The organism is Paenibacillus sp. FSL P4-0127, assembly GCF_038007325.1.
Classification (GTDB): domain Bacteria; phylum Bacillota; class Bacilli; order Paenibacillales; family Paenibacillaceae; genus Fontibacillus; species Fontibacillus macerans.
The window spans coordinates 5730066-5753299 of the sequence record NZ_JBBOWY010000001.1 but is presented as its reverse complement, the minus strand read 5'-3'; the positions used below and the strand labels follow the sequence as shown (position 1 = coordinate 5753299).

Here is a 23234-nt window from a genome sequence, read left to right as displayed (position 1 = left end):
AAAGGGCGCAAGGCTACGGTGCGATAGATCCATGACTGTATTACTGGCCATGAATATAAACGGCTGAAGAGGTGTAGTTGTGTTTAAAGACTTGTTTCAGAAAAAAAGAAAATACGCGACCATTCCTTCAGAACGTCGAGGGAGCGAAGAGGGATCGCAGTCGATGGACCGGCCTAAACGGGAGATTCCCGAAGGCCTGATGAATAAATGTGCCCGTTGCGGCAGTATTCAGTACAGCAAGGAACTGGAGAAGAACTTTAAAGTTTGCCCTTCCTGCGGCTATCATATGCGGCTTAACGCGCTGGAGCGCGTCCGCTACACGCTGGACGAAGGAAGTTTTACGGAATTCGACGCCGACCTGATCTCCGTCGATCCGCTCGAATTTCCGGGGTATGCCGGCAAACTGGAGCAGCAAGCGCTGAAGTCGGGTTTGCGGGAAGCCGTCGTGACCGGACAAGGCACTATCGGCGGTTTTCCGGCCGTTGTGGCGGTCATGAGCTTTGATTTTTTCACCGGCAGCATGGGTTCCGTAGTCGGGGAAAAAATTACGCGCGCCATCGAAGCGGCGACGGAGAAACGGCTGCCGATGATTATTTTTTCGACGTCGGGCGGAGCGCGCATGCAGGAAAGCATTCTGAGTTTGATGCAAATGGCGAAAACGAGCGCCGCTTTGGCCCGATTGAGCGAGCAGGGCGGCCTCTACATATCGGTCATTACGGATCCGACGACCGGAGGCGTATCGGCCAGCTTTGCCATGCTTGGAGACATTATTCTGGCCGAGCCGGGTGCGGTGTTTGGCTTTGCCGGCAGAATCGTGATCGAGCAGACGATCCGGCAAAAGCTGCCGGACGATTTTCAGACGGCCGAATTCAACCTGCAGCACGGGCAGCTCGATTTGGTGGTTCACCGCAAGGAAATGAAAGCCACGCTGTCCAAATTGCTGGATTTGCACGGTGTGAAGGGAGGAGCATAAATGGCGGGCGAATTGCCTTTCGAAACGCCGCTTGTGAAGCTGCGCGAGAAAATTCAGGAATTGGAGCAGTTCGGTAAAGAAAAAGGCATCGATTTTGCCGAGGAGATTGCTCGTTTGGAAGAACGGTACCGGCAATTGGAAGAAGAGATTTACAGCCAGATTACGCCGTCGCAAAAAATGCATCTGGCCCGGCATCACCAGCGTCCGACTTCCCTGGATATGATCGGCCTGATCTTTGAAGACTTCATTGAGCTGCACGGGGACCGGGTGTTTGGGGACGATTTGGCTGTCGTCGGCGGATTGGCCAAGCTGAACGGGGTTCCCGTGACGGTGCTTGGCCAGCAGCGCGGGAAAGATACGAAGGACAACATCGCCCGCTTCTTCGGAAGCGCGCATCCGGAGGGCTTCCGCAAAGCGCTCCGGCTGATGCAGCAGGCGGACAAGTTCCGGCGGCCGATCGTTACGTTTATCGATACGAAAGGGGCCTATCCGGGCATTACGGCGGAGGAACGGGGACAATCCGAGGCGATCGCCCGCAACCTGCGGGAAATGGCGATGCTTCGGGTGCCCGTTATTTGCGTGGTCCTTGGCGAAGGCGGCAGCGGCGGAGCGCTGGCGCTGGGCGTCGGCAACCGCGTGCTGATGCTGGAGAACGCCATTTACTCCGTCATTTCGCCGAACGGGGCGGCTTCGATCCTGTGGAAGGACGCTTCCAAGGCGGACCAGGCGGCGGAAGCGATGAAGATTACCGCCCAGGACCTGCTGGAAATGGAAGTGATCGAAGAGATCATTCCGGAGCCGCGGGGCGGGGCCCATCGCGATTACGAAGCTACCGCAAGCGCCATTAAAGAAGCGGTCGTCCGCCATTTGGAGGAATTGTCGATCATGCATGCGGACGAGCTGCTTGAGGACCGGTACCGGAAATTCCGGAAAATCGGCAAGTTTACGGTGGCCGGAAAGGCGAAAGCGCGTGTATACACGGGATCTCCGGCGGGTTCCGCCGTGCCGGCGGAGGGCTCTAGCCAGGAAAAGACGTCTCCGGCTGATTCGGGCGCTGCCGGGCGTGCCGGCGGAGAGGCCCGCGAAAGGGAAGCCGCCGCCGGGAAAGCGGCTGCCGAAGTGGAAGCGGCAGGGAAAGAAACCAGCAACGAGGGCGGTACTGAAGAAAACGCGTCCTCGGAATTGGTCCACAAGCAGGAGTAAAACGATCGGTAGCCGAAAAATCGGGGCTTTGGCCTCGGATTTTTCGGCTATTATAGATTGTTTTCGCAGTGTAAAACAATAGAATGTTCGTGACAATATGATAAACTTCCTATACAAATCGACAAAATTGTAGTAAATTTAGTTGTTGGAAAAGACTATATAGAGAGAACTATTAAAACGGAGGAAACCCAAATGCGCAAAACAAAAATCGTATGTACCATCGGTCCTTCCAGTGAATCGTTAGAGAACATCAAAAAGTTGATCATGGCCGGAATGAACGTCGCTCGCCTGAACTTCTCCCATGGAGATTTTGATGAGCATGGAGGCCGGATCAAGACGATCCGCCAAGCGAGCGCGGAGCTGGGGAAATCAATCGCCATACTGTTGGACACCAAAGGTCCGGAAATCCGCACCGGCAAATTGAAGGAAGAACCGATCGAACTCGTGCAAGACGAATTCATCACCCTTACTACGGAAGAAATTCTCGGGGACAAAAATCGCATCTCGATTACGTACAAAGAGCTTCCGGGTGACGTGGAAGTAGGTTCGACCATTTTGATCGACGACGGTTTGATCGGACTGACGGTAGTTGACATCCAAGGTACGGAAATCAAATGCCGTATCGTCAACGGCGGCACCATCAAGAGCAAGAAAGGCGTTAATGTTCCCGGCGTTAACATTTCCCTGCCAGGCATCACCGAGAAAGACGCTAACGATATCAAGTTTGGGATCGAGCAAGGCATCGATTTTATTGCCGCTTCCTTCGTTCGTAAAGCGAGCGACGTGCTTGAAATCCGTCAATTGCTTGAGAAACATAACGCAACCCATATTCAAATCATCTCCAAAATCGAAAACCAGCAGGGCGTCGACAACCTGGACGAAATCCTGGAAGTGTCCGACGGTTTGATGGTAGCCCGCGGCGACCTTGGCGTGGAAATCCCTGCCGAAGACGTGCCGCTGGTGCAAAAAAAGATGATCGAGAAATGCAACCGCGTCGGCAAACCGGTTATTACCGCCACGCAAATGCTCGACTCGATGCAGCGTAATCCGAGACCGACCCGCGCCGAAGCGAGCGACGTGGCGAACGCGATTTTCGACGGTACGGACGCAATCATGTTGTCCGGGGAAACGGCTGCCGGGAAATATCCGGTGGAATCGGTGCTGACGATGGCCCGCATTGCGGAAAAAGCCGAATCCGGCCTCGAATACCGTGAAATTTTCATCAAACAAAGCAACGCCCAACAAACGACCGTTACGGAAGCGATCAGCCAGGCGGTGGCCAACTCCGCGCTGGAACTGAACGCCAAAGCGATTATCACTTCCACGGAAACGGGTTATACGGCGCGGATGGTGTCCAAATATCGTCCGAAAGCGCCGATCATCGCGGTGACGACCGAAGACCAGACGCTGCGCCGCTTGGCTTTGAACTGGGGCGTTACGCCGGTGAAGGGCCAGGTTGCTTCGTCCACGGACGAAATGTTCGACAAGGCGATGAAGGGCGGCCTGGATTCCGGAGTGGTGAAGGAAGGAGATCTTGTTGTCATTACCGCAGGGGTTCCGCTTGGACGCTCCGGTTCTACCAACTTGATCAAAATCGGCCAAATCCGCAAGTAGTTCCATTTAGTATATAGCAGCGATCGTGCGAACGATTTAAAAAAAGGCAATGGGGAACCCTGTAAAACGGGAACCATTGCTTTTTTTGCAGCGTGAGAAAGGAGCGGGGGATCACGTGTATGTCAGCGAACTGGCGATAGAGCCAAAATATTTTGAATTCGATATGATGGGGATTATTTATCACGCCCACTACCTCGGTTGGTTTGAGGCGGGACGTTCGAAGCTGTGCGAGGACCTAGGCTTTAAATATATCGATATGGAGCGGGCGGGATATATTTCTCCGGTTCATGAAATGAAGGTGGAGTATAAAAAGGGCATCCGCTATGGCGACAAGGTGCTGCTTAAGACATGGATCATCGAAAACGGCGGCGTGAAGACCGTTTACGGGTACCATGTGTTTAACGGCGAAGGCGTGCTTTGCGTAGAGGGTTCGTCCTCCCACTACGTTGTACGGCGCGAGGATTTCAAGCCGGTCCAGTTTAAAAAGGTATTTCCCGAGTGGTTTGCGGCCTTTGAGGAAGCGAGCAAACCATGATTTTTGATTCTCCTCCTTTGTAGCGGTAAAATACATATATACGATCAATATTTTATTATGCTGCGAGGATAAAGTGCGAGTTCAAAAAGTCGGCTTTTCAGCACCGAGAAGGTTGGATGAAGCTAGGGAATGAGTAGCGGAGCGTACGTTTTGGGTACGTGAGCAACGGAAGGTCCGGCTGAATTCAAGATTCGACGCCCGATCCGCTTCGTGATTTGCTTCGTGATAAGAAAAACTCTATCGATGAACAATCAAAGAAGACAGACCGCCCTAAGATGAAGTTTTTCTTGCGATTTAAGGAAGAAACGCTTCGGTGACTATTCATTCTTAAATCTTCAAAAGATGACTTTTTGAACTACCTCTTAAAGGAGTTTTATATATATGCGTAAATGGATTGCTGCTTTAGTCATCATCGTCCCGCTTGTGGAATTTTGGGGATATTTGTTTGTCGGCGAAAGATTGGGGGTCGGGAAGACGATCTTTTTGACCTTGGCCACTTCGGTGATCGGCGGGTTGATGATGCAGTTTGAAGGGCGCAAGGTGCTGGCGGATGCCAGAGCCCAAATGACCGGCGGGCAGATTCCCGGGCGGATGGTGCTGGACGGCATTTGCGTTTTTGCCGGCGGCATCCTGCTATTGATCCCCGGATTTGTGACGGATATCATCGGGTTTACGATGGTGTTTCCGCTAACCCGGCCGTTGTACCGTTTCCCGCTGATGAAATGGATCCATAAAAAAATGAAGGATGGCACGATCACCTATTTCCGGCGTTGACTTTTTGTGCTTTTTCCAGTATATATATTTAAAATTACATCGTTAACATTGATGAACGGGATAGTAGTTCATGCCGGATAGTCACAGCGAGCCGGAAGGGTGGAAGCCGGTACGAATGGCGTGAATGAAGCGGACCCGGGAAATGGTTTGCCGAACCTGGAACAAGTGTAGGCAAATCCGGCAACAGGCCGTTATACGTATAGAGTGGCTAATTATGGTTAGCACTTAGAGTGGCACCGCGGGAACCAAAGGTCTCTCGTCTCTTTTTGAGACGGGGGCCTTTTTTGTTTGCTGAATTTTGGATAAGGGAGCGGGTTTCGTTTATGGAAAAATGGAGAAAAATGACGGCCTGTCTAGTGGCGCAGAGCCTTGCCGGAATCGCCGCCGAAGAGATCGAGGCGATGCTGGAATATCCGCCCGAGGAGGAGATGGGGGATCTGTCTTTGCCTTGTTTCAAGCTGAGCAAGCAGCTTCGCAAGCCGCCGCAGGAAATCGCGCTGGAACTGAAGCAGAAACTGGAGTGCAGGCTGGGGGAACAGTCGAGGGAACAGTCAGGGGAACAGCCGAAAAAACAGCTGGAGAAGCAGCCGGATAAACAACCGGCCGCTCCGGATGCGCCGAATCTCCTTCACACGCACGCTGACGTTTCCGCGATCTCGCGCCTTGAGGCAAGTTCGGGCTATTTGAACTTCCATTGGAACAAAGGGATTTTTGCCCGGGAAGTGATCGGTGAAATAGACGCCGCCGGCGAAAAATACGGGGAACAAAATATCGGCCAAGGCCGCGTGATCGTCATCGATTATTCCTCCCCCAACATCGCCAAGCCTTTTCATATCGGGCATTTGCGTTCGACGGTGATCGGAAGCGCGCTGTACCGGATCTTCTCCTGTCTTGGATACCGCGTGATCGGGGTCAATCATCTGGGAGACTGGGGGACGCAATTCGGGAAGCTGATCGTCGCCTACCGTTTATGGGGGGATGAAGAACGGCTGGCGTCGGGGGCGATCGACGAACTGCTTCGCCTGTATGTTCAGTTTCATGATGAGGCGGAGCAGCGGCCGGAATTGGCGGATGAAGCGCGCGCCTGGTTCGCGAAGATGGAGCAGGGCGACGAAGAAGCTTTGCGGCTGTGGCGGAAGTTCGTTGTTTTGAGCATGACCGAGTTCGAAAAAGTGTACCGGCTGCTTGACGTGCGTTTTGACTATGTGACGGGCGAAAGCTTTTACAATGACAAAACCGCTTCGGTGATCAGGGAGCTGCGGGACAAGCAGCTGCTGGAAGAGGACGGGGGTGCTTGGCTGGTGAAGCTGGACGCCTTCGCTATGTCCCCGGCTTTGATGCTCAAGCAGGACGGCAGCACGCTGTATCATACGCGCGACGTGGCGGCCGCGCTCTACCGCAAACAGGCCTACGATTTTCATAAGGCGGTTTATGTGACGGATTACTCGCAAAGCTTGCATTTTAAACAGTGGTTTAAGGTGGTGGAGCTGATGGGGTACCCCTGGGCGGCGGATTTGGTGCATGTTCCGTTCGGACGGGTGGATTTGGGAGGAGTCGGCCTGTCCACACGCAAGGGGAATGTGGTTAAACTGGAGGAACTGCTGGAACAGGCGGTGATGAAGGCGCGGGAGATTATCGGGCTAAAAAATCCCCATCTGGAGCAAAAGGACGAAGTGGCAAGGCAGGTGGGCGTCGGGGCGGTCATTTTTCACGATTTAAGCGGCAGCCGGATCAAAGACATCCATTTCTCCTGGGAAGAAGCGCTAAGCTTTGAAGGGGAAACAGGGCCGTATCTGCAATATGCGCATGTCAGAGCGTGCAGCCTGCTGCGTAAAATGGAACAACAGGATACACGCGGCGATGGGCGAGACGGCTGCGGCTGCGCAAAAACCGAGCTGTTGAAGCATCCGGCGGAGTACGAGGTGGTAAAGCGGTTATCGCAGTTTCCGGAACGGATCCAGCTGGCCGCGGACAAAATGGAGCCTTCCATCGTCAGCCGTTATTTGCTCGATTTGGCCCAGGCGTTCAACCGTTTTTATCGTGAATGTGCGGTGCTTGTCGATGATCGCGAGCTGCGGGAAGCCCGGGCCGCTTTGGTAAAATGCGTGCAAATCACGCTGTACAACGGGCTGCGTCTCCTGGGCCTGCAGGCGCCCGAGCGAATGTAGGGAATTTTTCACCTCAACCTTCCGTGCAGGATGTAATTGCGCAAGTCCCGCACCACCCCGGCGCGGAAGGCCGCGCCGAGGACGACCAGGGTCACGGGCCCGACGATCAGGCCCAGCACGCCAAACAGCTTCAGACCGGCAAACATGGCGATCAAGGTGGGCAAGGGGTCAAGGCCGACGCTGCTGGCCAGCACTTTCGGTTCGATGAGCTGCCTGGCGACCAGGATGATGCCGTACAGGACCGACAGGCCTATGCCGAGCGTCATGTCGCCGGTCGCAAAGGCATAGATGAGCCAGGGGATCATGATCGTTCCTACGCCCAAATAAGGCAGCAGGTCGACGAGCCCGATCAGCAGAGCGTAAGTGAACGCCGATTCCACCCCCAAAATCAGCAGCCCGATCAGCACGATGAAGGCGGTAATGGAGATCATGATAAACTGGGCGCGCAAGTAGCCGGATAAAGCCTTTTGCAGATCTTTCCAGATGTCGCCGGCGGTTCTCCGGAACGGGGCGGGAATGCTGCGCGCCAGAAAGCGCATGTCCCGCTCCCAATGGCTGCTGATAAAAAAAGTCGCGAGCAGTATGACGGCGAGAATGACGCCGAGGTTCGGCAGCGAAGATATCAAACCTACCACAATGTTTAAAAAATTGTTGACGAGGTGCGAAACGGCGGAACCTATCTTTTCCGCGGTGTTGTCGATGTTTTTGTGGATCGTATTTTCATAGCCGGGATTGTCGGCGATAAAACGGTTGATTTCATTAAGAATCGACTGGATACTGTCGCTTTGCGTCCAGGAGATAAACAGGCGCCTCCACTCCTCGATGCGGACGTCGAAGGACTCGGCCAGATGGATCAGCTCCTTGACGAGCCGCGTCAACGCCGCGGACAGGATGATGGCGGCGCTGCCGAAATAGACGAGCAGCGAGACCGTAACCGCCAGCCACCTTGGCAGCTTCATATTTTGCTGAAGCCAGAGGACAAACGGATTCATCGCATAGGAGATCAGCCAGGCGATCAGAAACGGGTACAGGAGCGGGATCAGCCAGTAAACCGCGGCGAGGGAACCGACAACGACGACACAAATCCAGCTTCCGCGCAATACGCGTTTGACGACTACGCTATCCAAACGGCATTTCTCCTTTTTCGTGAATACATGTCCTAGTTCTATGATATTATCGGTCAGCAGGGAGTATGACGAGCCTACTTTTTTCAATTAATGTGACATTTTTTATTGCAAAACTGAAATCGTTTACAAAAATTCTTTATGATCGTGAAAGAAATTTTTGATCTGACGGGCTGCGCCGTAGCGGGTTCCCATGCTCCGAGAAATCCAGTATGATGGATTAGTAAGGATTTATAGCGTGATTCCTTTTTTCAGGGTCGTTTTCGCGTCAGTTCATAAAAATTTAAAATTTTAATTTGAAAATGTTTTCACAGCTTGTTGCTCACAAAATGTTAACAAAGGAGAGATGTATCATGACAGCTACGAAAGGCCTGGAAGGCATTGTTGCGGCAACTTCCTCGATCAGCTCCATTCATGACGGCGTGCTCTGCTATCGCGGCATTAATATCGATGATCTGGCCGAACGCGCTAGTTTTGAAGAAACGGCTTACTTGCTGTGGAATGGCAAACTGCCCAATAAGTCCGAGCTGGAACGGCTGCAGCGGCAGCTGAGCGACTATGCCGCGGTTCCGGAGGCGGTTCTCGCGCAGATGAAGTTGTACCCGCAGGATGCCAACACGATGGCAGTGCTTCGTACTGCCGTATCGGCTCTTGCTTTGTACGATGAGAACGCCAACGACAACACACGCGAAAGCAATTTGAAAAAAGCGATCAAGCTGCAAGCTCAAATTCCGACATTGGTTGCCGCGTTTGCCCGCATCCGCCAAGGCAAGGAAGCGCTGGCTCCGCTGAAGGGCGTCTCCATCGCCCACAATTTCTTATACATGCTGACCGGCGAAGAGCCCGACCCGATCGCTGTCCGGGCGCTGGACCAGGCGCTGGTGCTGCATGCGGACCACGAGCTCAATGCTTCCACGTTCTCCGCGCGCGTAACGATCGCAACGCTGTCGGACATCTACTCCGGGGTGACGTCCGCGATCGGAACGTTGAAGGGGCCGCTCCACGGCGGGGCCAACGAAGCGGTGATGAAAATGCTGAACGAAATCGGCACGCTGGATCAGGCGGAAGCTTATATTCAGCGGAAGCTGGCGAACCGGGAGAAGATTATGGGCTTCGGACACCGCGTTTACAAAAACGGGGACCCGCGGGCCAAACATCTGCAGAAAATGTCCCGTCAGCTCAGCGCGCTCAAAGGCGACTCGACGCTGTACGACATTTCCGTCAAGGTGGATCAGCTCGTAACGGGGCAAAAAGGGTTGAAGCCCAACGTAGACTTCTATTCCGCTTCCGTCTATACGATGCTGGGCATTCCGGGCGATTTGTTTACGCCGATTTTTGCGATCAGCCGCCTCTCCGGCTGGACTGCGCATATTTTGGAGCAGCTTGAGGACAACCGGCTGATCCGTCCGCGCGCGGAATATGTAGGGGCCACGAACCAGACTTACGTACCGATTGAACTAAGATAAGCAGCAGTGCGGGAGCTCCATGGCGATTTATGATAAAATGGAGACCGTGAATAGTTGAAACGATCAACGAGGAGGAAACCGAAAACATGTTGAAGCTGGAAAAGTTTGATCTCCCTACCGAAGGTGAAAAAATTACGATTCAAGACGGGAAGCTGCAGGTGCCGAACCACCCGATCGTTCCGTTTATCGAGGGCGACGGCACCGGCCGCGATATCTGGAAAGCATCCAAACGCGTATTGGACGCCGCCGTGGAGAAAGCTTACGGCGGCGACAAGAAAATCGCCTGGTACGAGGTTTTTGCCGGGGAAAAGGCCTTCAATGCCTACGGAGAGTGGCTGCCGGCTGACACGCTGACCGCGATCCGCGAGTATATTGTGGCCATCAAGGGACCGCTGACGACGCCGATCGGCGGCGGCATCCGCTCGCTGAACGTGGCGCTCCGCCAGGAGCTGGACCTGTACGTCTGCTTGCGCCCTGTCCGCTATTTTGAAGGGGTGCCTTCCCCGGTGAAGCATCCGGAGCTGGTGGATATGGTGATTTTCCGGGAGAACACGGAAGATATTTATGCGGGAATCGAATACAAGGAAGGCTCCGAGGAAGTCAAGAAAGTGCTTGCGTTCCTGCAAAACGAAATGGGCGTGAAAAAAATTCGCTTCCCGGAAACGTCCGGCATCGGCATCAAGCCGGTTTCCGAGGAAGGCTCGAAGCGCCTTGTCCGCGCCGCCGTGGAATATGCGATCAAGCATGGCCGCAAGAGCGTTACGCTGGTGCATAAAGGCAATATCATGAAATTCACCGAAGGCGCGTTCAAAAACTGGGGTTACGAAGTGGCTGAAGCGGAATTCGGCGACAAAGTGTTCACCTGGGCCGAATATGACCGGATTAAGGAGCAGTCGGGTACGGAAGCGGCGAATCAAGCGCAAAAGGCCGCCCAGGAAGCCGGCAAAATCATCGTGAAGGACGCCATTGCCGACATCGCGCTGCAGCAGGTGCTGACGCGCCCGACCGACTTTGACGTCATCGCCACGCTGAACCTGAACGGCGATTACTTGTCCGACGCTTTGGCTGCGCAAGTGGGCGGCATCGGGATCGCGCCGGGGGCGAACATCAACTACGTTACCGGGCATGCGATCTTTGAAGCGACGCACGGCACGGCGCCGAAATACGCCGATCTGGACGTCGTGAACCCGGGCTCCGTCATTTTGTCCGGCGTCATGATGCTTGAGCATCTCGGATGGCAGGAAGCGGCTGACCTCATTTACAAAGGACTGGAAACTTCGATTAACAATAAGACGGTAACCTATGACTTCGCCCGCCTGATGGATGGCGCCAAAGAGGTGAAATGCTCCGAGTTTGCCGATGAAGTGATCAAAAACATGTAGGGAGGCCCCCGCATGGCTATCCAACGCAAAAAGATAACCGTTGTCGGCGCCGGTTTTACCGGCGCAACCACGGCGTTTATGCTCGCGCAAAAGGAACTTGGGGACGTTGTGCTGGTTGACATTCCGCAGTTGGAAAGCCCAACGAAGGGCAAAGCGCTTGATATGCTCGAGGCCGGCCCGGTTCAAGGGGTCGACAGCCGGATCGTCGGCACTTCCTCCTACAAGGATGCGGCCGGCTCCGACATCGTTATCATTACGGCGGGGATCGCCCGTAAACCCGGGATGAGCCGGGACGATCTCGTCAACACGAACGCGACCATCGTCCGCTCTGTATGCGAAAACGTGAAGAATTACTGCCCGGATGCCACGGTCATTATCCTCAGCAACCCGGTGGACGCGATGACTTACGTGGCTTACCAAACGCTCGGTTTTCCGAAAAACCGCGTCATCGGCCAGTCCGGTGTCCTCGATACGGCCCGGTACTGCACGTTTATCGCCGCAGAGCTGAACGTTTCCGTGGAAGATGTGCGCGGTTTTGTGCTTGGCGGCCATGGCGACGACATGGTCCCGCTCGTGCGCTATTCCAGCGTCGGCGGGATTCCTATCGACACACTGCTCCCGCCGGACCGCATCGAAGCGATCGTACAGCGGACGCGCGCCGGTGGCGGCGAAATCGTCAGCCTGCTTGGCAACGGCAGCGCTTATTATGCACCTGCGGCGTCGCTGGTGCGGATGACCGAAGCGATTCTCAAGGACAAGAAGCGGATATTGCCGGTGATCGCCTTGCTTGAAGGCGAATACGGCTACGACAATTTGTTCATGGGCGTGCCGGTCGTTCTTGGCGGGGGCGGCATCGAAAAGGTGTTCGAGCTTGCCTTGACAGCCGAGGAAAAAGCCGCGCTCGACCAATCCGCCGCCTCCGTCAGAAGCATAATTGCGGTCGTGAAAGGTTGATCGTTGGATAATCCACTGTTTATTTCTGCCCTTAAAACCCGCCCATTTAAAACTGGGCGGTTTTTTTAAGATTAAGGATTTATAACTCAACTTTCTCGCAGAGCAAAAATCAGCTTGAGTCCCTGAATTGAAGGTGTTCAAAGAATTAAGAGGGGCGGACAGAAGAGGTGTCTGGCTCAACCTTATAATCCTTGCTTGCCTTGCCAGTCAAGTCGAAAACCGATCGTGGCAAGAACCACGGAAGGGCGTTGAAAGCTTGAGGATAGGGAAGTGGGGTGGGCGGCAGATCAACACTCGCTGTCCGGAGACTTTGCACGATTATCCCCTTTGATCAGGTAGCAGAGAGTTGATCAGGTAGCAGAGAAACAGACAAACTCGGGAGAAGAAAATACTTGGTAGAGGAGCAGATAGGTTCGAGATAATTTAGACGGGCTTAGGAGAAGGAATCAGGTTTAGGGGAGGTGAAACAGACCGGACAAGAGACCAAGACAGGAGATCAAGGCAAGACGCCAAGAAAACGAAAAGATCGTAATTTTGCTGTTGCCTGAACCCTTCCATCTGCAGCAATGCCCGCACAGTTCATGCTAACCCCTACCCATTAAGTTGATCCGCATCAAGTAACCCCCACCGTTATAGCGTCTCGATCAGGCCGCAGCCGCAAGGGGCTGGTTCGGTTGGCGCGCGATCAGCCGGCGGTAAGGGATCGCCGGAATCGCCACACACATGCGCAGTAACTTCTGCCGCATCGTTTCTTCCGCTCCGGGCCTTTCTTCTTGCAGGCGCAGCCGGCGGCGTCCGGTGTACTCGTTCAGATACGCCTGCAGATGCTTTAGTCCTAAGGCTCCATACGTACTCTTCAGCGATTCCCACGCCTCTCTCACCACTCTCCGCAAGGGAGCATACAGCCGAAAGGCTTGAGGGAACGACTGCACCGCCGATGTACGGACATCCACATGCCCGCCAATAAACGCGATTAGATTGTGACGGCTTGCCCTTTCTTCGCTTCCCCGCTTATACGGCACCAGGCGGATTTTGACCTGTTCCAGCTCGCCCGACTCCGTGACCGTGCAGCCCGCTACGACCGCCGAGGCGTACGGATGCGAAAGCTGACACCGGGACGGATTACGCCCGTACTGATCGCTATTCACCTTCACGTCTCCGGAGAGCAGTTCCCGGGCATCGAACTCCCCTACGGCATGGCGTATTTTGTGCAGCATTGACCAGGCGGTCTTGTAGGTGACCCGGATCACCTGGCGGAGCCGCAGCGCCGAGATGCCGTCAGGGAGCAAGAACAACTCCAGGGCCTGGAACCACTTCACCAGGGGCAGATGCGTTCCTTCAAAAATCGTGCCGACCAAAGGCGATGTTTGATGCTTGCAATTTCCGCACTCGAACAAAGGGATATGCCGGGAAGTCAGACGGCTGCACCGGGTGTGAGCGCAGCGCGGGCAGACGAAGCCGTTTGGCCACTTCATCGCGATTAGCGCCTCCATGCAGTCCTGCTCGCTGTTAAAACGGCTGCTGAATGGTTGAAGTTCCGTTCCCGCATTGATCTCCATGTTTGCTCGCCCCCGAATCAAGAATATACGAACACAAGTTCCATTTATTTCATTATACCAAACATTCGTTCCCTTATCAAGCCGAAAATCTCACCTGAACCGCCTCATTTTTTTCCTATCTTTTTTGATCTTTTCTTCTCACTTTTTTTGGAACCCTTGCTCTAGCCCCCCCTGCTCCCTGCTCCATGAACAAAAGGGATAATCGTGCAAAGGCAGGCAGCAGGCAGGAGCACCAAGACGCGATAAAAAAGCCGGCTGCCTAACGGCAACCGGCCGATTTTGCTCATGCCCGAATGTAAAACCGCATTTCCCGGCCTTCCAGGACAGGTTCCTGCTCCAAAGCATAGCCATGCTTGACGACCTCTTCCGGCACGTTGCGGAAGGCGGCCGGGCAATCCGCGATCACGAGCAGCAGCTGCCCCTTGGTCATTTCCCGCAGCGTCTCCAGCGTATATATCACCGGGTAGGGGCATGATTCCCCTCTGACATCCAGCGTGTAATCAACAGTTAATTCAACCGACATGCTTATTGCCTCCTTTATTGGGTTGTATAGACGACTAAAATAGACGACAAGGTAAACGGCGCGTCGCCCTAAAGGTTTGGACGGCGAAGCCGGTTCCTGAGTCCGCTGCCGAAGCGGTAATGCTTGTTCCAATAAGCCGCAATCAGGTATCCGGCGGCCAGCACGGCGAGCGTTGCGAGCAACGCCGGTCCCGGTCCCATCGCTTCGAGCAGATTGATTTTCGCTCCGTTCTTCACCAGCGCATTGTAGACGCCAAGGTGATCCCAGGCGTAGGCCAGAGCCGTGGCGCCGATGATGTTGCCGGCGAAGACGGGAAGAAATACGATCTGGCCTTCCATCAGCCGGTACATCATCCCCGTTTCGCAGCCGCCGGCCAAGACGATGCCGATGCCGAACAGCACGCCGCCGACGAATGTGCTTGGAGCGGAAATTTTGGTGATCGGGTCCATTCCGCAGACCAGCAAAATGATCAGTGTAGCGACTGTGCTGATCGCCATCCCGATGATAATGGCTTTGGTCATCGTCGCGCGGCCGCTGATCCACAGATCGCGAAACGCCGAGGTGAAGCAGATTTGCCCCCGCTCGATCAAGATCCCGAAAGCAGCGCCGAAAGCAGCGGCCACGCCGAGCATAGTCCGGCCGGTGATGAAGAAATAAACGATGAGTCCCGCGTAGCCGAGCGCCAGCACGATACCGATCAGTGGCTGTACCGTGCGGGAGACTGCGGCCGGGGAAGCGGCGTTGCCTTTGGTCAGCATGGGCCTGCCTTTCCACCAGGCCCAATTGACGATTTTCACGCCTCCGTAAGTGCCAAGCGCCGTAGCGATCATAAAGATCCAGGAGTGAAAGGAGAACTGCGGAACGCCGGTGAAGAAGGCGGCCAAATTGCAGCCTAACGCCAGGCGGGCGCCGAAACCTGCGATGATCCCGCCGATAAAGCCCTGTACATAGCGGCGCTTCTGCCTGGGGACGCGAATTTTAAAATTGTTGCTGAGCAAAATCATGATGAGCGCGCCGATAAACATTCCCCAGACGATCCACCCGTCCGTCCGGCTGAAGGTTGTTCCTTTCATCGGAACGAGCTGAAAATAAGCCCAATCCGAGAGATCCGCGCCGAACAGCTGAAGAACATGTCCTCCAAGGCGGGTGAATTCGCCCGTCACAGCCCACACTGTCCCGGTAATCCCAAAATATACGGCGCTAAGCAGACCGGCCAGCCCGATCGCCGCGTAAGGATTCCAATACGAGGTTAGCCGCGAATCCTGCAAAAACTTCACAATCATTACTCCCTTGCTTGTCATAATTAAGTTGAGCCGCTGCCTGCCAAGGGCATGCCCAAGGGCCACAGATCATTTTATCATACTCGCCGCGGGATGAAAGGGAAAATTTGGGGGCAGAAAGGGGTAACCTTAAGAGTCGGCGTTAGACTAGAAGGCTGGCGGCTTATCCGTGGTTCGTCATCCTGGGGCAAAGGCTCGGTTACGCAGGAAAAAGGCAAAATCAGCTAGACGGTGAAGCGACTGCCTTGACCCTTCTCTACTAAATTTAAGCCCTTCCCAACAGCCGTTCCATTTATTTTTATAATAGTTTATAATAAATGTAATTGACGTTGAAAGGCGGTTGTGTTAATGTATCAGGTCATGTTATTCCTACATATTATCGGGGCTTTGGCGCTCGGCTTTTATTTGGTTTTGCCGTTTGTGCTGGGTACGCTGGGCAAATTGTCGCTCGCCGGGCAGGAAGGCACCGTATCGGCCGTAAGAACGTTGAACCGATTTGCGCAATTTGGCCTGATTCTTCAGCTTTTGACGGGCGGGTATTTGATCGGTCAGGGCGACTATTCGGTGCCTTGGATGATCGTCATCGTCTTATTGTTCCTGGCCATCGGCGCGCTTAGCGGGATTATGGGCAAGCCGCTGCGTCTCGCGCTTGAGGGTATTCGCCAGAACAAACCGATTACGGCCGAAGAAGGCAAACTGCGCACATTAAGCGCGGTGTTGGCCGTAGCCGTGCTCGTCATTTCGTTTTTTATGGTGTTCAGCACCATTATCTAAATCCGCAAACAAAGACCTGCCGGAACTACCCGGCAGGTCTTTGTTTGCTAAATAGCGGTCTTATGAAGGATCTTTCGTTTCCTTCTGCAATTCATCCAGATGGGTGAACATCAGCTTCATGATATCCAGCGCGAGCTGTTTCTCTTTTGAGGTGCGGCCAGCCATGATTTGCTGAATTTGATCCATAAAATGGTCATCGCTGATTTCCAGCGAATCATGGAGCAAATAATCGACGGTAACTCCCAATTGGTTAGCAAGCTTCACGAGCGTTTCCAAAGATAAACTGCGTTCGCCTCGTTCAATCTGTCCTATGTATGCGTCCGAAACCTCGATTTTTTCGGCGAGTTTCTCCTGGGTCAAGTGCATTTTATGCCGTTCCTGGCGCAGCCTTTTCCCTAATGCCTCGTAGTCCATAAAACCCCTCCTGTATTTACCATAGTGAGAACTAAAGGGAAAGATAATAAACTAAGTGTTTTGTTTGGGTTTACTGAAAGTATGAATTGGGTTATTATGGAATCATAGTCTTTACTGATTTACAATAATTTATAAATAATACCCATTTTTAAGGAGCTTATATGATGTCTAGCGAATCAAAGACCGTATCGATTATTATTACCGTAAAAAACAACGGAGTCGATCTCTACACGACGATGGAGTCGCTTAAGGTGTCGCGCACCTCGCTTCCATATGAAGTAATCATCGTCGATGAAGGCTCGGTGGATGGATGTTGCGATTTTTTGCTGGGTTACCGCTTTGAGAAACCGTTCAAACGCCTGAAGGGCATGGCCGGGGTGTCGGCTCGAAATCTCGGCGCCGCGCATGCCGCCGGAGATTACCTGATCTTTTGCGGGGCACATCTGTATTACGATGACGGGTGGATGGAGGCGCTGCTTGACCCGCTCTTTAAGGGAGAAGCCGATTGCTGTTCGCCTTCCTTTGTTATGCATGAGCGTTCCGTGTCGCCCAAGACGGAAATCGTTTCGGGATGGCTTAAATCCATCCGAAGTTATCCGGCCGTTGCGGAAGATAAGATGGACTTGCCGTGGTTGTCCTGGGAATGTTTCGCCATCCGGAAGGACCGGTTTCAGGAGATAGGCGGGATGGAGGACGGATTTGCCGGCAAAGAGCTGGAAACCGCGGAATTTTCGTTTAGAATGTGGCTGCTGGGAGGGACCTGCCGTTATGTTCCGGAGGTGTCCCTCGTTCAGGTTTTTCGGCAAAATTTTCCTTACGATCATAGCGGGGAACGCTGGGGACGGGATCTGATGATGCTGGCCTGTTTGCATTTCTCGGAACCCCAAATCTCGTTTTGCCGGCAGTTGGTAGAAGAGGTTTTTGGCCGCGAAGGCGGGGACGAGCGGGAGCTGCGGGAGTTGCGGGAGTTGACGGAGGAAAGAAGGCGGAAGTATGCGCTTCGCCGGCAGCACGACGAAACGTGGTTTCTCAAACGCTTTGGCATTGTGTTTTAACAAAGGGGGAAGGGCATAAGCTCGCCGGTACGGGTCTATCCTATAAGTGCGCGAACAACCTCTATGAGGAATAGTCGACAACACGGCAAAGGAGAGTGCCAGGATGGACCTTGGACAGAGCAAGCAAACGATGCCTCCCCAGCATCAAAATCAGCAGCCCGGCGTCGAAGCGGACATGTATCCCCGCCCGGTATATGAAGGAACGTACAAAGCGGCCGGCAAGCTGAAAGGCAAGGTGGCGCTGATCACCGGCGGCGACAGCGGCATCGGACGGGCGGTTGCGGTGGCTTACGCCAAAGAGGGAGCCGGCGTGGCGATCGTCTATTTGAACGAGCACGGCGATGCGGAGGCGACGAAAAAAGAGATCGAGCAGGAAGGAAGCAAATGCCTGCTGATTTCCGGGGATATCGGCGACGAATCTTTCGCAAGGGAAGCGGTCAAGCGGGCGGTGGACGGGCTCGGCGGCCTTGATATTCTGATCAACAACGCGGCGGAGCAGCACCCGCAGCAGGATATTTCAGGAATTACGGCCGAGCAGCTGGAGAGGACGTTCCGCACGAATATTTTTTCGATGTTTTATTTGACCAAAGCGGCCTTGCCCCATTTGAAAAAAGGCAGCGCCATTATCAATACGGCATCGGTGACCGCTTATAAAGGAAACCCGCAGCTGCTGGATTATTCGGCGACCAAAGGCGCGATCGTCAGCTTTACGCGCTCATTGTCGATGAACCTGGCCGGCAGCAAGGGGATACGGGTCAACGCCGTCGCTCCCGGACCAATCTGGACGCCGCTCATTCCGTCCACCTTTGACGCGAAGCAGGTGGCGGAATTCGGCGGGACGACGCCGATGCAGCGCCCGGGCCAGCCGGAGGAGGTCGCGCCGGCCTACGTCTTCCTCGGCTCGGAGGATTCCTCTTACATGAGCGGCCAGGTCCTGCACGTCAACGGTGGCGAAATTGTGGGCGGATAGTGATCATAGCATATCCCCTGCCTCTCCCGCTTATCGAGAGGCGGGGATTTTTTTGTGCAGTGATAAACCTCTCTTTTTCGGAGTTTATTTTGGACAGAAATCGTCATCTTAAAGTAGTTCTTATGTTATTATAAACTTGTTGAAGAAGATATGATTTGCGATGCAATTTTCAATTTAATAAAGAAAAAGCTTGCCGGGCTTTTTCGGGCTTATGTGCTTATCAAGAAGACGAGAGAGGGGATTCTTGGACCATGCGACAGTTTGAAGAAAGCGTATACCAATTAATCGTGGAGACCTCCACCAATTTGCCGGGGGACGTGCGGCGGGCGATCAACCTTGGCCGCTCCATGGAAAACCGGGCCACGCGGGCCGGACTGGCGATGTCGACCATCTCCCGCAACATTAAAATGGCGGAGGAGCAGGTGTCGCCGATCTGCCAGGATACCGGAATGCCGACTTTCATCATCCATACTCCGGTCGGGGCAAACCAGATTGAAATGAAGCGGGCCATCAAAAGCGCGGTACAGCGGGCCACCAAGGAAGGCAAGCTGCGCTCGAACTCCGTGGATTCGCTGACCGGAGCGAACAGCGGCGACAATTTGGGGCCGGGCACGCCGGTCATTCATTTTGAACAGTGGGAAAACGACTTTATCGATATGCGCCTGATTCTGAAAGGCGGCGGCTGCGAGAACAAAAATATTCAATACAGCCTTCCCGCCGAACTGGAAGGCCTGGGCCGCGCGGGCCGCGATCTGGACGGGATCCGCAAGTGCATTTTGCACGCGGTGTACCAGGCTCAAGGCCAGGGATGCAGCGCGGGCTTCATCGGCGTCGGCATCGGCGGTGACCGGACGACGGGCTACGAGCTGGCCAAACGGCAGCTGTTCCGCACCGTTGACGACGTCAACCCGAATCCGGACCTGGATCGTTTGGAACAATATATTATGGAGACGGCCAATCAATTGGGCATCGGCACAATGGGCTTCGGCGGCGAAGTTACCCTGCTGGGCTGCAAAGTGGGGGCCGAGAACCGGCTGCCGGCCAGCTTTTTCGTGTCGGTAGCTTACAACTGCTGGGCTTTCCGCCGGCAAGGGGTGGCGATCGACGCGGCCACCGGCGCGATCAGCGATTGGTTGTACGAGCGCGGCAGCGGTGTTTCCGTCGAGGAACCGGCGGAGCAAGGAGCCGAAGATATTGCCGCAGCAGGGATTGCCGCCGGCGCCGAGGCGTCCGCGCCCGCGGGGCAAAGCCGGGAAATCGTGCTGCAGACGCCGGTCACCGAGGAGCAGATCCGGCAGCTTCGCGTGGGCGACGTGGTAGTGTTCAAAGGCGAACTGCACACCGGCCGCGACGCTTTGCACAAATATTTGATGGATCACGATGCCCCGGTGGATTTGAACGGCGCGGTGATTTACCACTGCGGGCCGGTCATGCTGAAGGACGAGGCGGGCTGGCATGTCAAGGCGGCGGGACCGACGACCAGCATCCGGGAGGAGCCGTATCAGGGCGATGTCATGAAGAAGTTCGGCATCCGCGCGGTGATCGGCAAAGGCGGAATGGGCCCCAAGACGCTTGCCGCTTTGCGGGAGCACGGCGGGGTATACTTGAACGCCATCGGCGGGGCCGCCCAATATTATGCGGAGTGCATCAAGAAGGTGAACGGCGTCGATTTTATGGAATTCGGCGTACCGGAAGCGATGTGGCATCTTGAGGTTGACGGGTTTGCCGCGATCGTCACGATGGATTCCCATGGAGACAGCCTGCATGAAGGAGTGGAAAAGGACTCGCTCGCGAAGTTGTCCGCATTCAAAGAGCAGGTTTTTAAATAAGATGAAGACGTTCAGAACCAAGCTTTCCCTCATTTTGATGGGCCTGGTCGGCATCTCGATGCTGGCTGCCGGCCTGACGATGGCCCAGCTGTTTAAAAATTCCCATATCCGTGCCCTGGAGGAAAACATGGAGCGGGAAATCAGCCTGCTGGAGGACACGTTCCGGTTTGTCCCGGTCCAGGGCAACGCAAGCGCGGAAGCCTATTACACGGAACAGGCCAAAGCCCTGGAAAAAATGACCGATTCCCGGGTCACCTTCATTACCCTGGACGGAAAGGTGGTCGGCGATTCGGAAATGGATCCGGAGGGAATGGATAATCACGCCCATCGGAAGGAAATCGAGTCAGCGGAGGGTGGGGGTGCAGGCAGCGCGATCCGCTATAGCCATACGGTCGGCGAAAATATGCTTTACGTCGCCCGCCGCGTCACCTCCGCGGACGGATTTGACGGATACATCCGCCTGTCGATGAGCCTGGGCGCCGTGGAAAAGGGCCTCACCCAAGGATGGCTGCTGATGGCCGGCGGGCTGCTGATTTTGTTCCTCGTTGCCGGCTTCGTCAGCTACCGGATCGCCGCGGGAATGACCCGTCCTCTGGAGCAAATCACGCGCGTCGCGCATCGCATCTCCAAGCTGGACTACAACGCCCGGGTCAAGCTTGCCCGCCGGGACGAAATCGGCCAGCTGGGCGAGGCGATCAACGGGATGGCGGACAGCCTGCAGCAGCAGCTCAAGCGGATTCATGACAACGAAGATTTGCTGCAAAGCGTGCTGGCCAACATGACCGGCGGCATCGTGATGGTCGACGCTTCGGGCGCTATCGCCCTGATCAACCGGGAGGCGGAGCGCATCCTGCACGTCAAGGGCTATCAGCTCCTGGGAAGACCGTACCGCGACATCAAACGCAACTATGAATTTACGAAGTTCGTCGAGGAAGGGATTTCCCGCCAGGAAAATGTCCAGGAGGAACGCAACGTTTACGATCCCGAGGAAAAAATATTGCTGTTCGACAGCGTGCCGATGTTCGAGGATAACGGGAAATACCGGGGGATGCTGTTTCTGCTCCGGGATGTGACCGACATCCGCCGGCTGGAAAGAATGCGCAGCGAATTCGTGGCCAATGTGTCCCACGAGTTAAAAACGCCGATCGCCGCGGTCAAAGGCTTTGCCGAAACACTGCTCGCCGGAGGCGTCAAAGACGAGGAGACGGCCCGTTCGTTCCTGCAGATCATTTACGATGAAGGGGACAGGCTGAACCGTCTGATCGGCGACATTCTCGACCTGTCCAAAATCGAATCCAAGCTCGTGCCGCTCGAATACGCTCCCGTAAATCTGAAGGAATTGTTCGACAGCATCTACGAGGTGCTGCTGCCCGCGGCCAAGAAGAAGTCGATTGCCATGGCCCACGACATTCCCGACCACCTGTTTATGGAAGGGGATGAAGACCGGCTGCGGCAAATTTTCATGAACCTGCTGTCCAATGCGATCAGTTACACGCAGGAAGGCGGCAGAGTCCGCGTCGATGTCGCAATTTTGGGCGAAGGCGGGGAAGACGAGAAGGTTCGCATCGTCGTCAGCGATACGGGGATCGGCATCCCGAAAAAAGATCTGCCGCGCATTTTCGAGCGTTTTTACCGGGTGGACAAAGCGCGGTCCCGCAGTTCCGGAGGAACCGGCTTGGGGCTGTCCATCGTGAAGCATCTCGTCGATCTGCACCACGGCACGATCAGCGTGGAAAGCAAAGTCGGCGAAGGCTCCTCATTCATAGTCGAGCTCCCGTTCATGCATACTTTGGATGAGGGTTAGTACAAGTTGAACCGATTTTACCCATTTTTATATTTTTTACACCGCGTTAACATTCCCGTGATATGCTGGGCTTGTCATCATCACATGTAGAGATGAGGGGGTTCTATGACGCAACGTCTATTGGTTATCGAAGATGAACCGACGTTATCCAGGCTGCTGTCTTACAATCTTACCAACGAAGGCTATGAGGTTGTCGTGGAAGATCATGGGCAGACCGGATACGAGACGGCGCTCAAACAGAAGTTTGACCTGATATTGCTGGATTTGATGCTTCCGGGCATGAACGGGTTTGAAATCATGTCCAAGCTGAGAAGCGAAGGCGTGACGACTCCGGTAATTATTCTAACCGCCAAAAATACGGAGGAAGAAGTGGTGCAGGGCCTCAAATCGGGCGCTGACGATTATATTACCAAGCCTTTTGGCGTTGCCGAACTGTTGGCCCGGGTGGCGGCGGTCCTCCGCAGAGCGAACGGCCAGGAGGAGCGGGAATCCGCGGTGCCGGACAACTCCCAGATTTCGCTGGGGGCATTGACCATTTTCCCCGAGAAATACGAGGTTACTTTAAACGGGGAAGCCATTACGCTAAGGCCGAAGGAATTTGAGGTACTGCTGTATCTGGCGCGCAAACCGGGGGTCGTGATGACCCGCGACGATCTGATGAACGCGGTCTGGGGCTTCGATTACATCGGAGGTCAACGTACGGTGGACGTTCATGTCAGTTCGCTGCGCAAAAAGCTGGAGCTCGATCCCCAATCGGTGCATATCGATTCCATTCGCGGCGTCGGATATAAGCTGGTCGTAAACAAGAAAAAAACGCCCATCACTTAAGCAAG

20 protein-coding genes and 1 other annotated feature are annotated in these 23234 nt (G+C 54.6%); of the genes, 15 read left to right on the top strand and 5 right to left on the bottom strand.

Features of this window, described 5'->3' with window-relative positions:
• The first annotated feature begins 79 nt into the window (after positions 1 to 79).
• From accD to argS, 6 genes are all read left to right on the top strand, one after another.
• Positions 80 to 973 (top strand): acetyl-CoA carboxylase, carboxyltransferase subunit beta, encoded by an 894-nt coding sequence (accD, locus tag NYE74_RS25845; protein WP_036624400.1) that lies wholly within the window; start codon positions 80 to 82, stop codon positions 971 to 973.
• Positions 974 to 2176 carry an acetyl-CoA carboxylase carboxyltransferase subunit alpha gene (locus NYE74_RS25840; protein WP_371861071.1) on the top strand — a complete coding sequence of 401 codons (1203 nt, stop codon included), beginning with the start codon at positions 974 to 976 and terminating at the stop codon, positions 2174 to 2176.
• Positions 2177 to 2368: 192 nt separating this feature from the next.
• Complete coding sequence (gene pyk / locus NYE74_RS25835) at positions 2369 to 3790, top strand: pyruvate kinase (protein WP_036624399.1); 1422 nt, start codon at positions 2369 to 2371, stop codon at positions 3788 to 3790.
• Between the two features lie 115 nt (positions 3791 to 3905).
• Complete coding sequence (locus tag NYE74_RS25830) at positions 3906 to 4325, top strand: acyl-CoA thioesterase (protein ID WP_036624397.1); 420 nt, start codon at positions 3906 to 3908, stop codon at positions 4323 to 4325.
• Between the two features lie 381 nt (positions 4326 to 4706).
• Positions 4707 to 5099 carry an FxsA family protein gene (locus NYE74_RS25825; protein WP_036624396.1) on the top strand — a complete coding sequence of 131 codons (393 nt, stop codon included), beginning with the start codon at positions 4707 to 4709 and terminating at the stop codon, positions 5097 to 5099.
• A 42-nt stretch (positions 5100 to 5141) separates the two neighbouring features.
• Positions 5142 to 5366 (top strand) — a binding site (T-box leader).
• A gap of 56 nt (positions 5367 to 5422) precedes the next feature.
• The gene (gene argS / locus NYE74_RS25820) at positions 5423 to 7267 is read left to right on the top strand and encodes an arginine--tRNA ligase (RefSeq protein ID WP_036624395.1); all 1845 of its coding nucleotides are present in this window, start codon (positions 5423 to 5425) and stop codon (positions 7265 to 7267) included.
• Positions 7268 to 7275: 8 nt separating this feature from the next.
• Here argS and ytvI read toward each other — a convergent pair whose 3' ends face one another.
• The gene (gene ytvI / locus NYE74_RS25815; protein WP_036624394.1) at positions 7276 to 8394 is read right to left on the bottom strand and encodes a sporulation integral membrane protein YtvI; all 1119 of its coding nucleotides are present in this window, start codon (positions 8392 to 8394) and stop codon (positions 7276 to 7278) included.
• A 350-nt stretch (positions 8395 to 8744) separates the two neighbouring features.
• On the opposite strand from ytvI, the gene citZ reads away from it, so the two are divergent.
• The 3 genes from citZ to mdh all read left to right on the top strand — a co-directional run bounded on the left by citZ (position 8745) and on the right by mdh (position 12193).
• Positions 8745 to 9857 carry a citrate synthase gene (citZ, locus tag NYE74_RS25810; RefSeq protein ID WP_036624392.1) on the top strand — a complete coding sequence of 371 codons (1113 nt, stop codon included), beginning with the start codon at positions 8745 to 8747 and terminating at the stop codon, positions 9855 to 9857.
• A gap of 86 nt (positions 9858 to 9943) precedes the next feature.
• Positions 9944 to 11239, top strand: coding sequence for an NADP-dependent isocitrate dehydrogenase (icd, locus tag NYE74_RS25805; protein ID WP_036624390.1), 1296 nt, complete (start codon positions 9944 to 9946; stop codon positions 11237 to 11239).
• A 12-nt stretch (positions 11240 to 11251) separates the two neighbouring features.
• Positions 11252 to 12193 (top strand): malate dehydrogenase, encoded by a 942-nt coding sequence (gene mdh / locus NYE74_RS25800; protein ID WP_036624388.1) that lies wholly within the window; start codon positions 11252 to 11254, stop codon positions 12191 to 12193.
• Between the two features lie 644 nt (positions 12194 to 12837).
• Here the strand turns inward: mdh and NYE74_RS25795 are convergent.
• The 3 genes from NYE74_RS25795 to yedE all read right to left on the bottom strand — a co-directional run bounded on the left by NYE74_RS25795 (position 12838) and on the right by yedE (position 15558).
• Positions 12838 to 13752: a transposase gene (locus NYE74_RS25795; protein WP_051985596.1), complete on the bottom strand. Its 915-nt coding sequence runs from the start codon at positions 13750 to 13752 to the stop codon at positions 12838 to 12840.
• Between the two features lie 283 nt (positions 13753 to 14035).
• A complete protein-coding gene (gene yedF, locus NYE74_RS25790) occupies positions 14036 to 14275 on the bottom strand; it encodes a sulfurtransferase-like selenium metabolism protein YedF (RefSeq protein ID WP_036624387.1) in 240 nt (79 codons plus the stop codon).
• Between the two features lie 68 nt (positions 14276 to 14343).
• Positions 14344 to 15558 (bottom strand): selenium metabolism membrane protein YedE/FdhT, encoded by a 1215-nt coding sequence (gene yedE, locus NYE74_RS25785; RefSeq protein ID WP_124331743.1) that lies wholly within the window; start codon positions 15556 to 15558, stop codon positions 14344 to 14346.
• 345 nt (positions 15559 to 15903) lie between these two features.
• Between yedE and NYE74_RS25780 the strand changes: the two genes are divergently transcribed.
• Positions 15904 to 16329: a hypothetical protein gene (locus NYE74_RS25780; RefSeq protein WP_036624383.1), complete on the top strand. Its 426-nt coding sequence runs from the start codon at positions 15904 to 15906 to the stop codon at positions 16327 to 16329.
• Positions 16330 to 16389: 60 nt separating this feature from the next.
• On the opposite strand, the gene NYE74_RS25775 is transcribed toward NYE74_RS25780, so the two are convergent.
• The gene (locus NYE74_RS25775; RefSeq protein ID WP_124331633.1) at positions 16390 to 16743 is read right to left on the bottom strand and encodes a helix-turn-helix domain-containing protein; all 354 of its coding nucleotides are present in this window, start codon (positions 16741 to 16743) and stop codon (positions 16390 to 16392) included.
• Positions 16744 to 16907: 164 nt separating this feature from the next.
• Between NYE74_RS25775 and NYE74_RS25770 the strand changes: the two genes are divergently transcribed.
• The 5 genes from NYE74_RS25770 (at position 16908) to NYE74_RS25750 (ending at position 23229) form a co-directional block, all read left to right on the top strand.
• Positions 16908 to 17798, top strand: a complete 891-nt coding sequence (locus tag NYE74_RS25770) for a glycosyltransferase family 2 protein (RefSeq protein WP_036624380.1) — start codon at positions 16908 to 16910, stop codon at positions 17796 to 17798.
• 103 nt (positions 17799 to 17901) lie between these two features.
• Complete coding sequence (locus NYE74_RS25765; RefSeq protein WP_036624377.1) at positions 17902 to 18768, top strand: SDR family oxidoreductase; 867 nt, start codon at positions 17902 to 17904, stop codon at positions 18766 to 18768.
• A gap of 251 nt (positions 18769 to 19019) precedes the next feature.
• Positions 19020 to 20597, top strand: coding sequence for a fumarate hydratase (locus NYE74_RS25760; protein WP_124331632.1), 1578 nt, complete (start codon positions 19020 to 19022; stop codon positions 20595 to 20597).
• Position 20598: 1 nt separating this feature from the next.
• Complete coding sequence (pnpS, locus tag NYE74_RS25755) at positions 20599 to 22401, top strand: two-component system histidine kinase PnpS (RefSeq protein WP_124331631.1); 1803 nt, start codon at positions 20599 to 20601, stop codon at positions 22399 to 22401.
• Positions 22402 to 22506: 105 nt separating this feature from the next.
• Positions 22507 to 23229: a response regulator transcription factor gene (locus NYE74_RS25750; protein WP_036624373.1), complete on the top strand. Its 723-nt coding sequence runs from the start codon at positions 22507 to 22509 to the stop codon at positions 23227 to 23229.
• The last annotated feature ends 5 nt before the right edge of the window (positions 23230 to 23234 follow it).

Coding starts and splice junctions, on each gene's coding strand:
- NYE74_RS25780 (WP_036624383.1), top strand. CDS start 15,904: ATGTATCAGGTCATGTTATTCCTACATATTATCGGGGCTTTGGCGCTC.
- citZ (WP_036624392.1), top strand. CDS start 8,745: ATGACAGCTACGAAAGGCCTGGAAGGCATTGTTGCGGCAACTTCCTCG.
- NYE74_RS25770 (WP_036624380.1), top strand. CDS start 16,908: ATGTCTAGCGAATCAAAGACCGTATCGATTATTATTACCGTAAAAAAC.
- NYE74_RS25825 (WP_036624396.1), top strand. CDS start 4,707: ATGCGTAAATGGATTGCTGCTTTAGTCATCATCGTCCCGCTTGTGGAA.
- NYE74_RS25765 (WP_036624377.1), top strand. CDS start 17,902: ATGGACCTTGGACAGAGCAAGCAAACGATGCCTCCCCAGCATCAAAAT.
- NYE74_RS25840 (WP_371861071.1), top strand. CDS start 974: ATGGCGGGCGAATTGCCTTTCGAAACGCCGCTTGTGAAGCTGCGCGAG.
- pyk (WP_036624399.1), top strand. CDS start 2,369: ATGCGCAAAACAAAAATCGTATGTACCATCGGTCCTTCCAGTGAATCG.
- yedE (WP_124331743.1), bottom strand. CDS start 15,558: ATGATTGTGAAGTTTTTGCAGGATTCGCGGCTAACCTCGTATTGGAAT.
- pnpS (WP_124331631.1), top strand. CDS start 20,599: ATGAAGACGTTCAGAACCAAGCTTTCCCTCATTTTGATGGGCCTGGTC.
- NYE74_RS25795 (WP_051985596.1), bottom strand. CDS start 13,752: ATGGAGATCAATGCGGGAACGGAACTTCAACCATTCAGCAGCCGTTTT.
- NYE74_RS25775 (WP_124331633.1), bottom strand. CDS start 16,743: ATGGACTACGAGGCATTAGGGAAAAGGCTGCGCCAGGAACGGCATAAA.
- icd (WP_036624390.1), top strand. CDS start 9,944: ATGTTGAAGCTGGAAAAGTTTGATCTCCCTACCGAAGGTGAAAAAATT.
- NYE74_RS25760 (WP_124331632.1), top strand. CDS start 19,020: ATGCGACAGTTTGAAGAAAGCGTATACCAATTAATCGTGGAGACCTCC.
- argS (WP_036624395.1), top strand. CDS start 5,423: ATGGAAAAATGGAGAAAAATGACGGCCTGTCTAGTGGCGCAGAGCCTT.
- mdh (WP_036624388.1), top strand. CDS start 11,252: ATGGCTATCCAACGCAAAAAGATAACCGTTGTCGGCGCCGGTTTTACC.
- NYE74_RS25750 (WP_036624373.1), top strand. CDS start 22,507: ATGACGCAACGTCTATTGGTTATCGAAGATGAACCGACGTTATCCAGG.
- yedF (WP_036624387.1), bottom strand. CDS start 14,275: ATGTCGGTTGAATTAACTGTTGATTACACGCTGGATGTCAGAGGGGAA.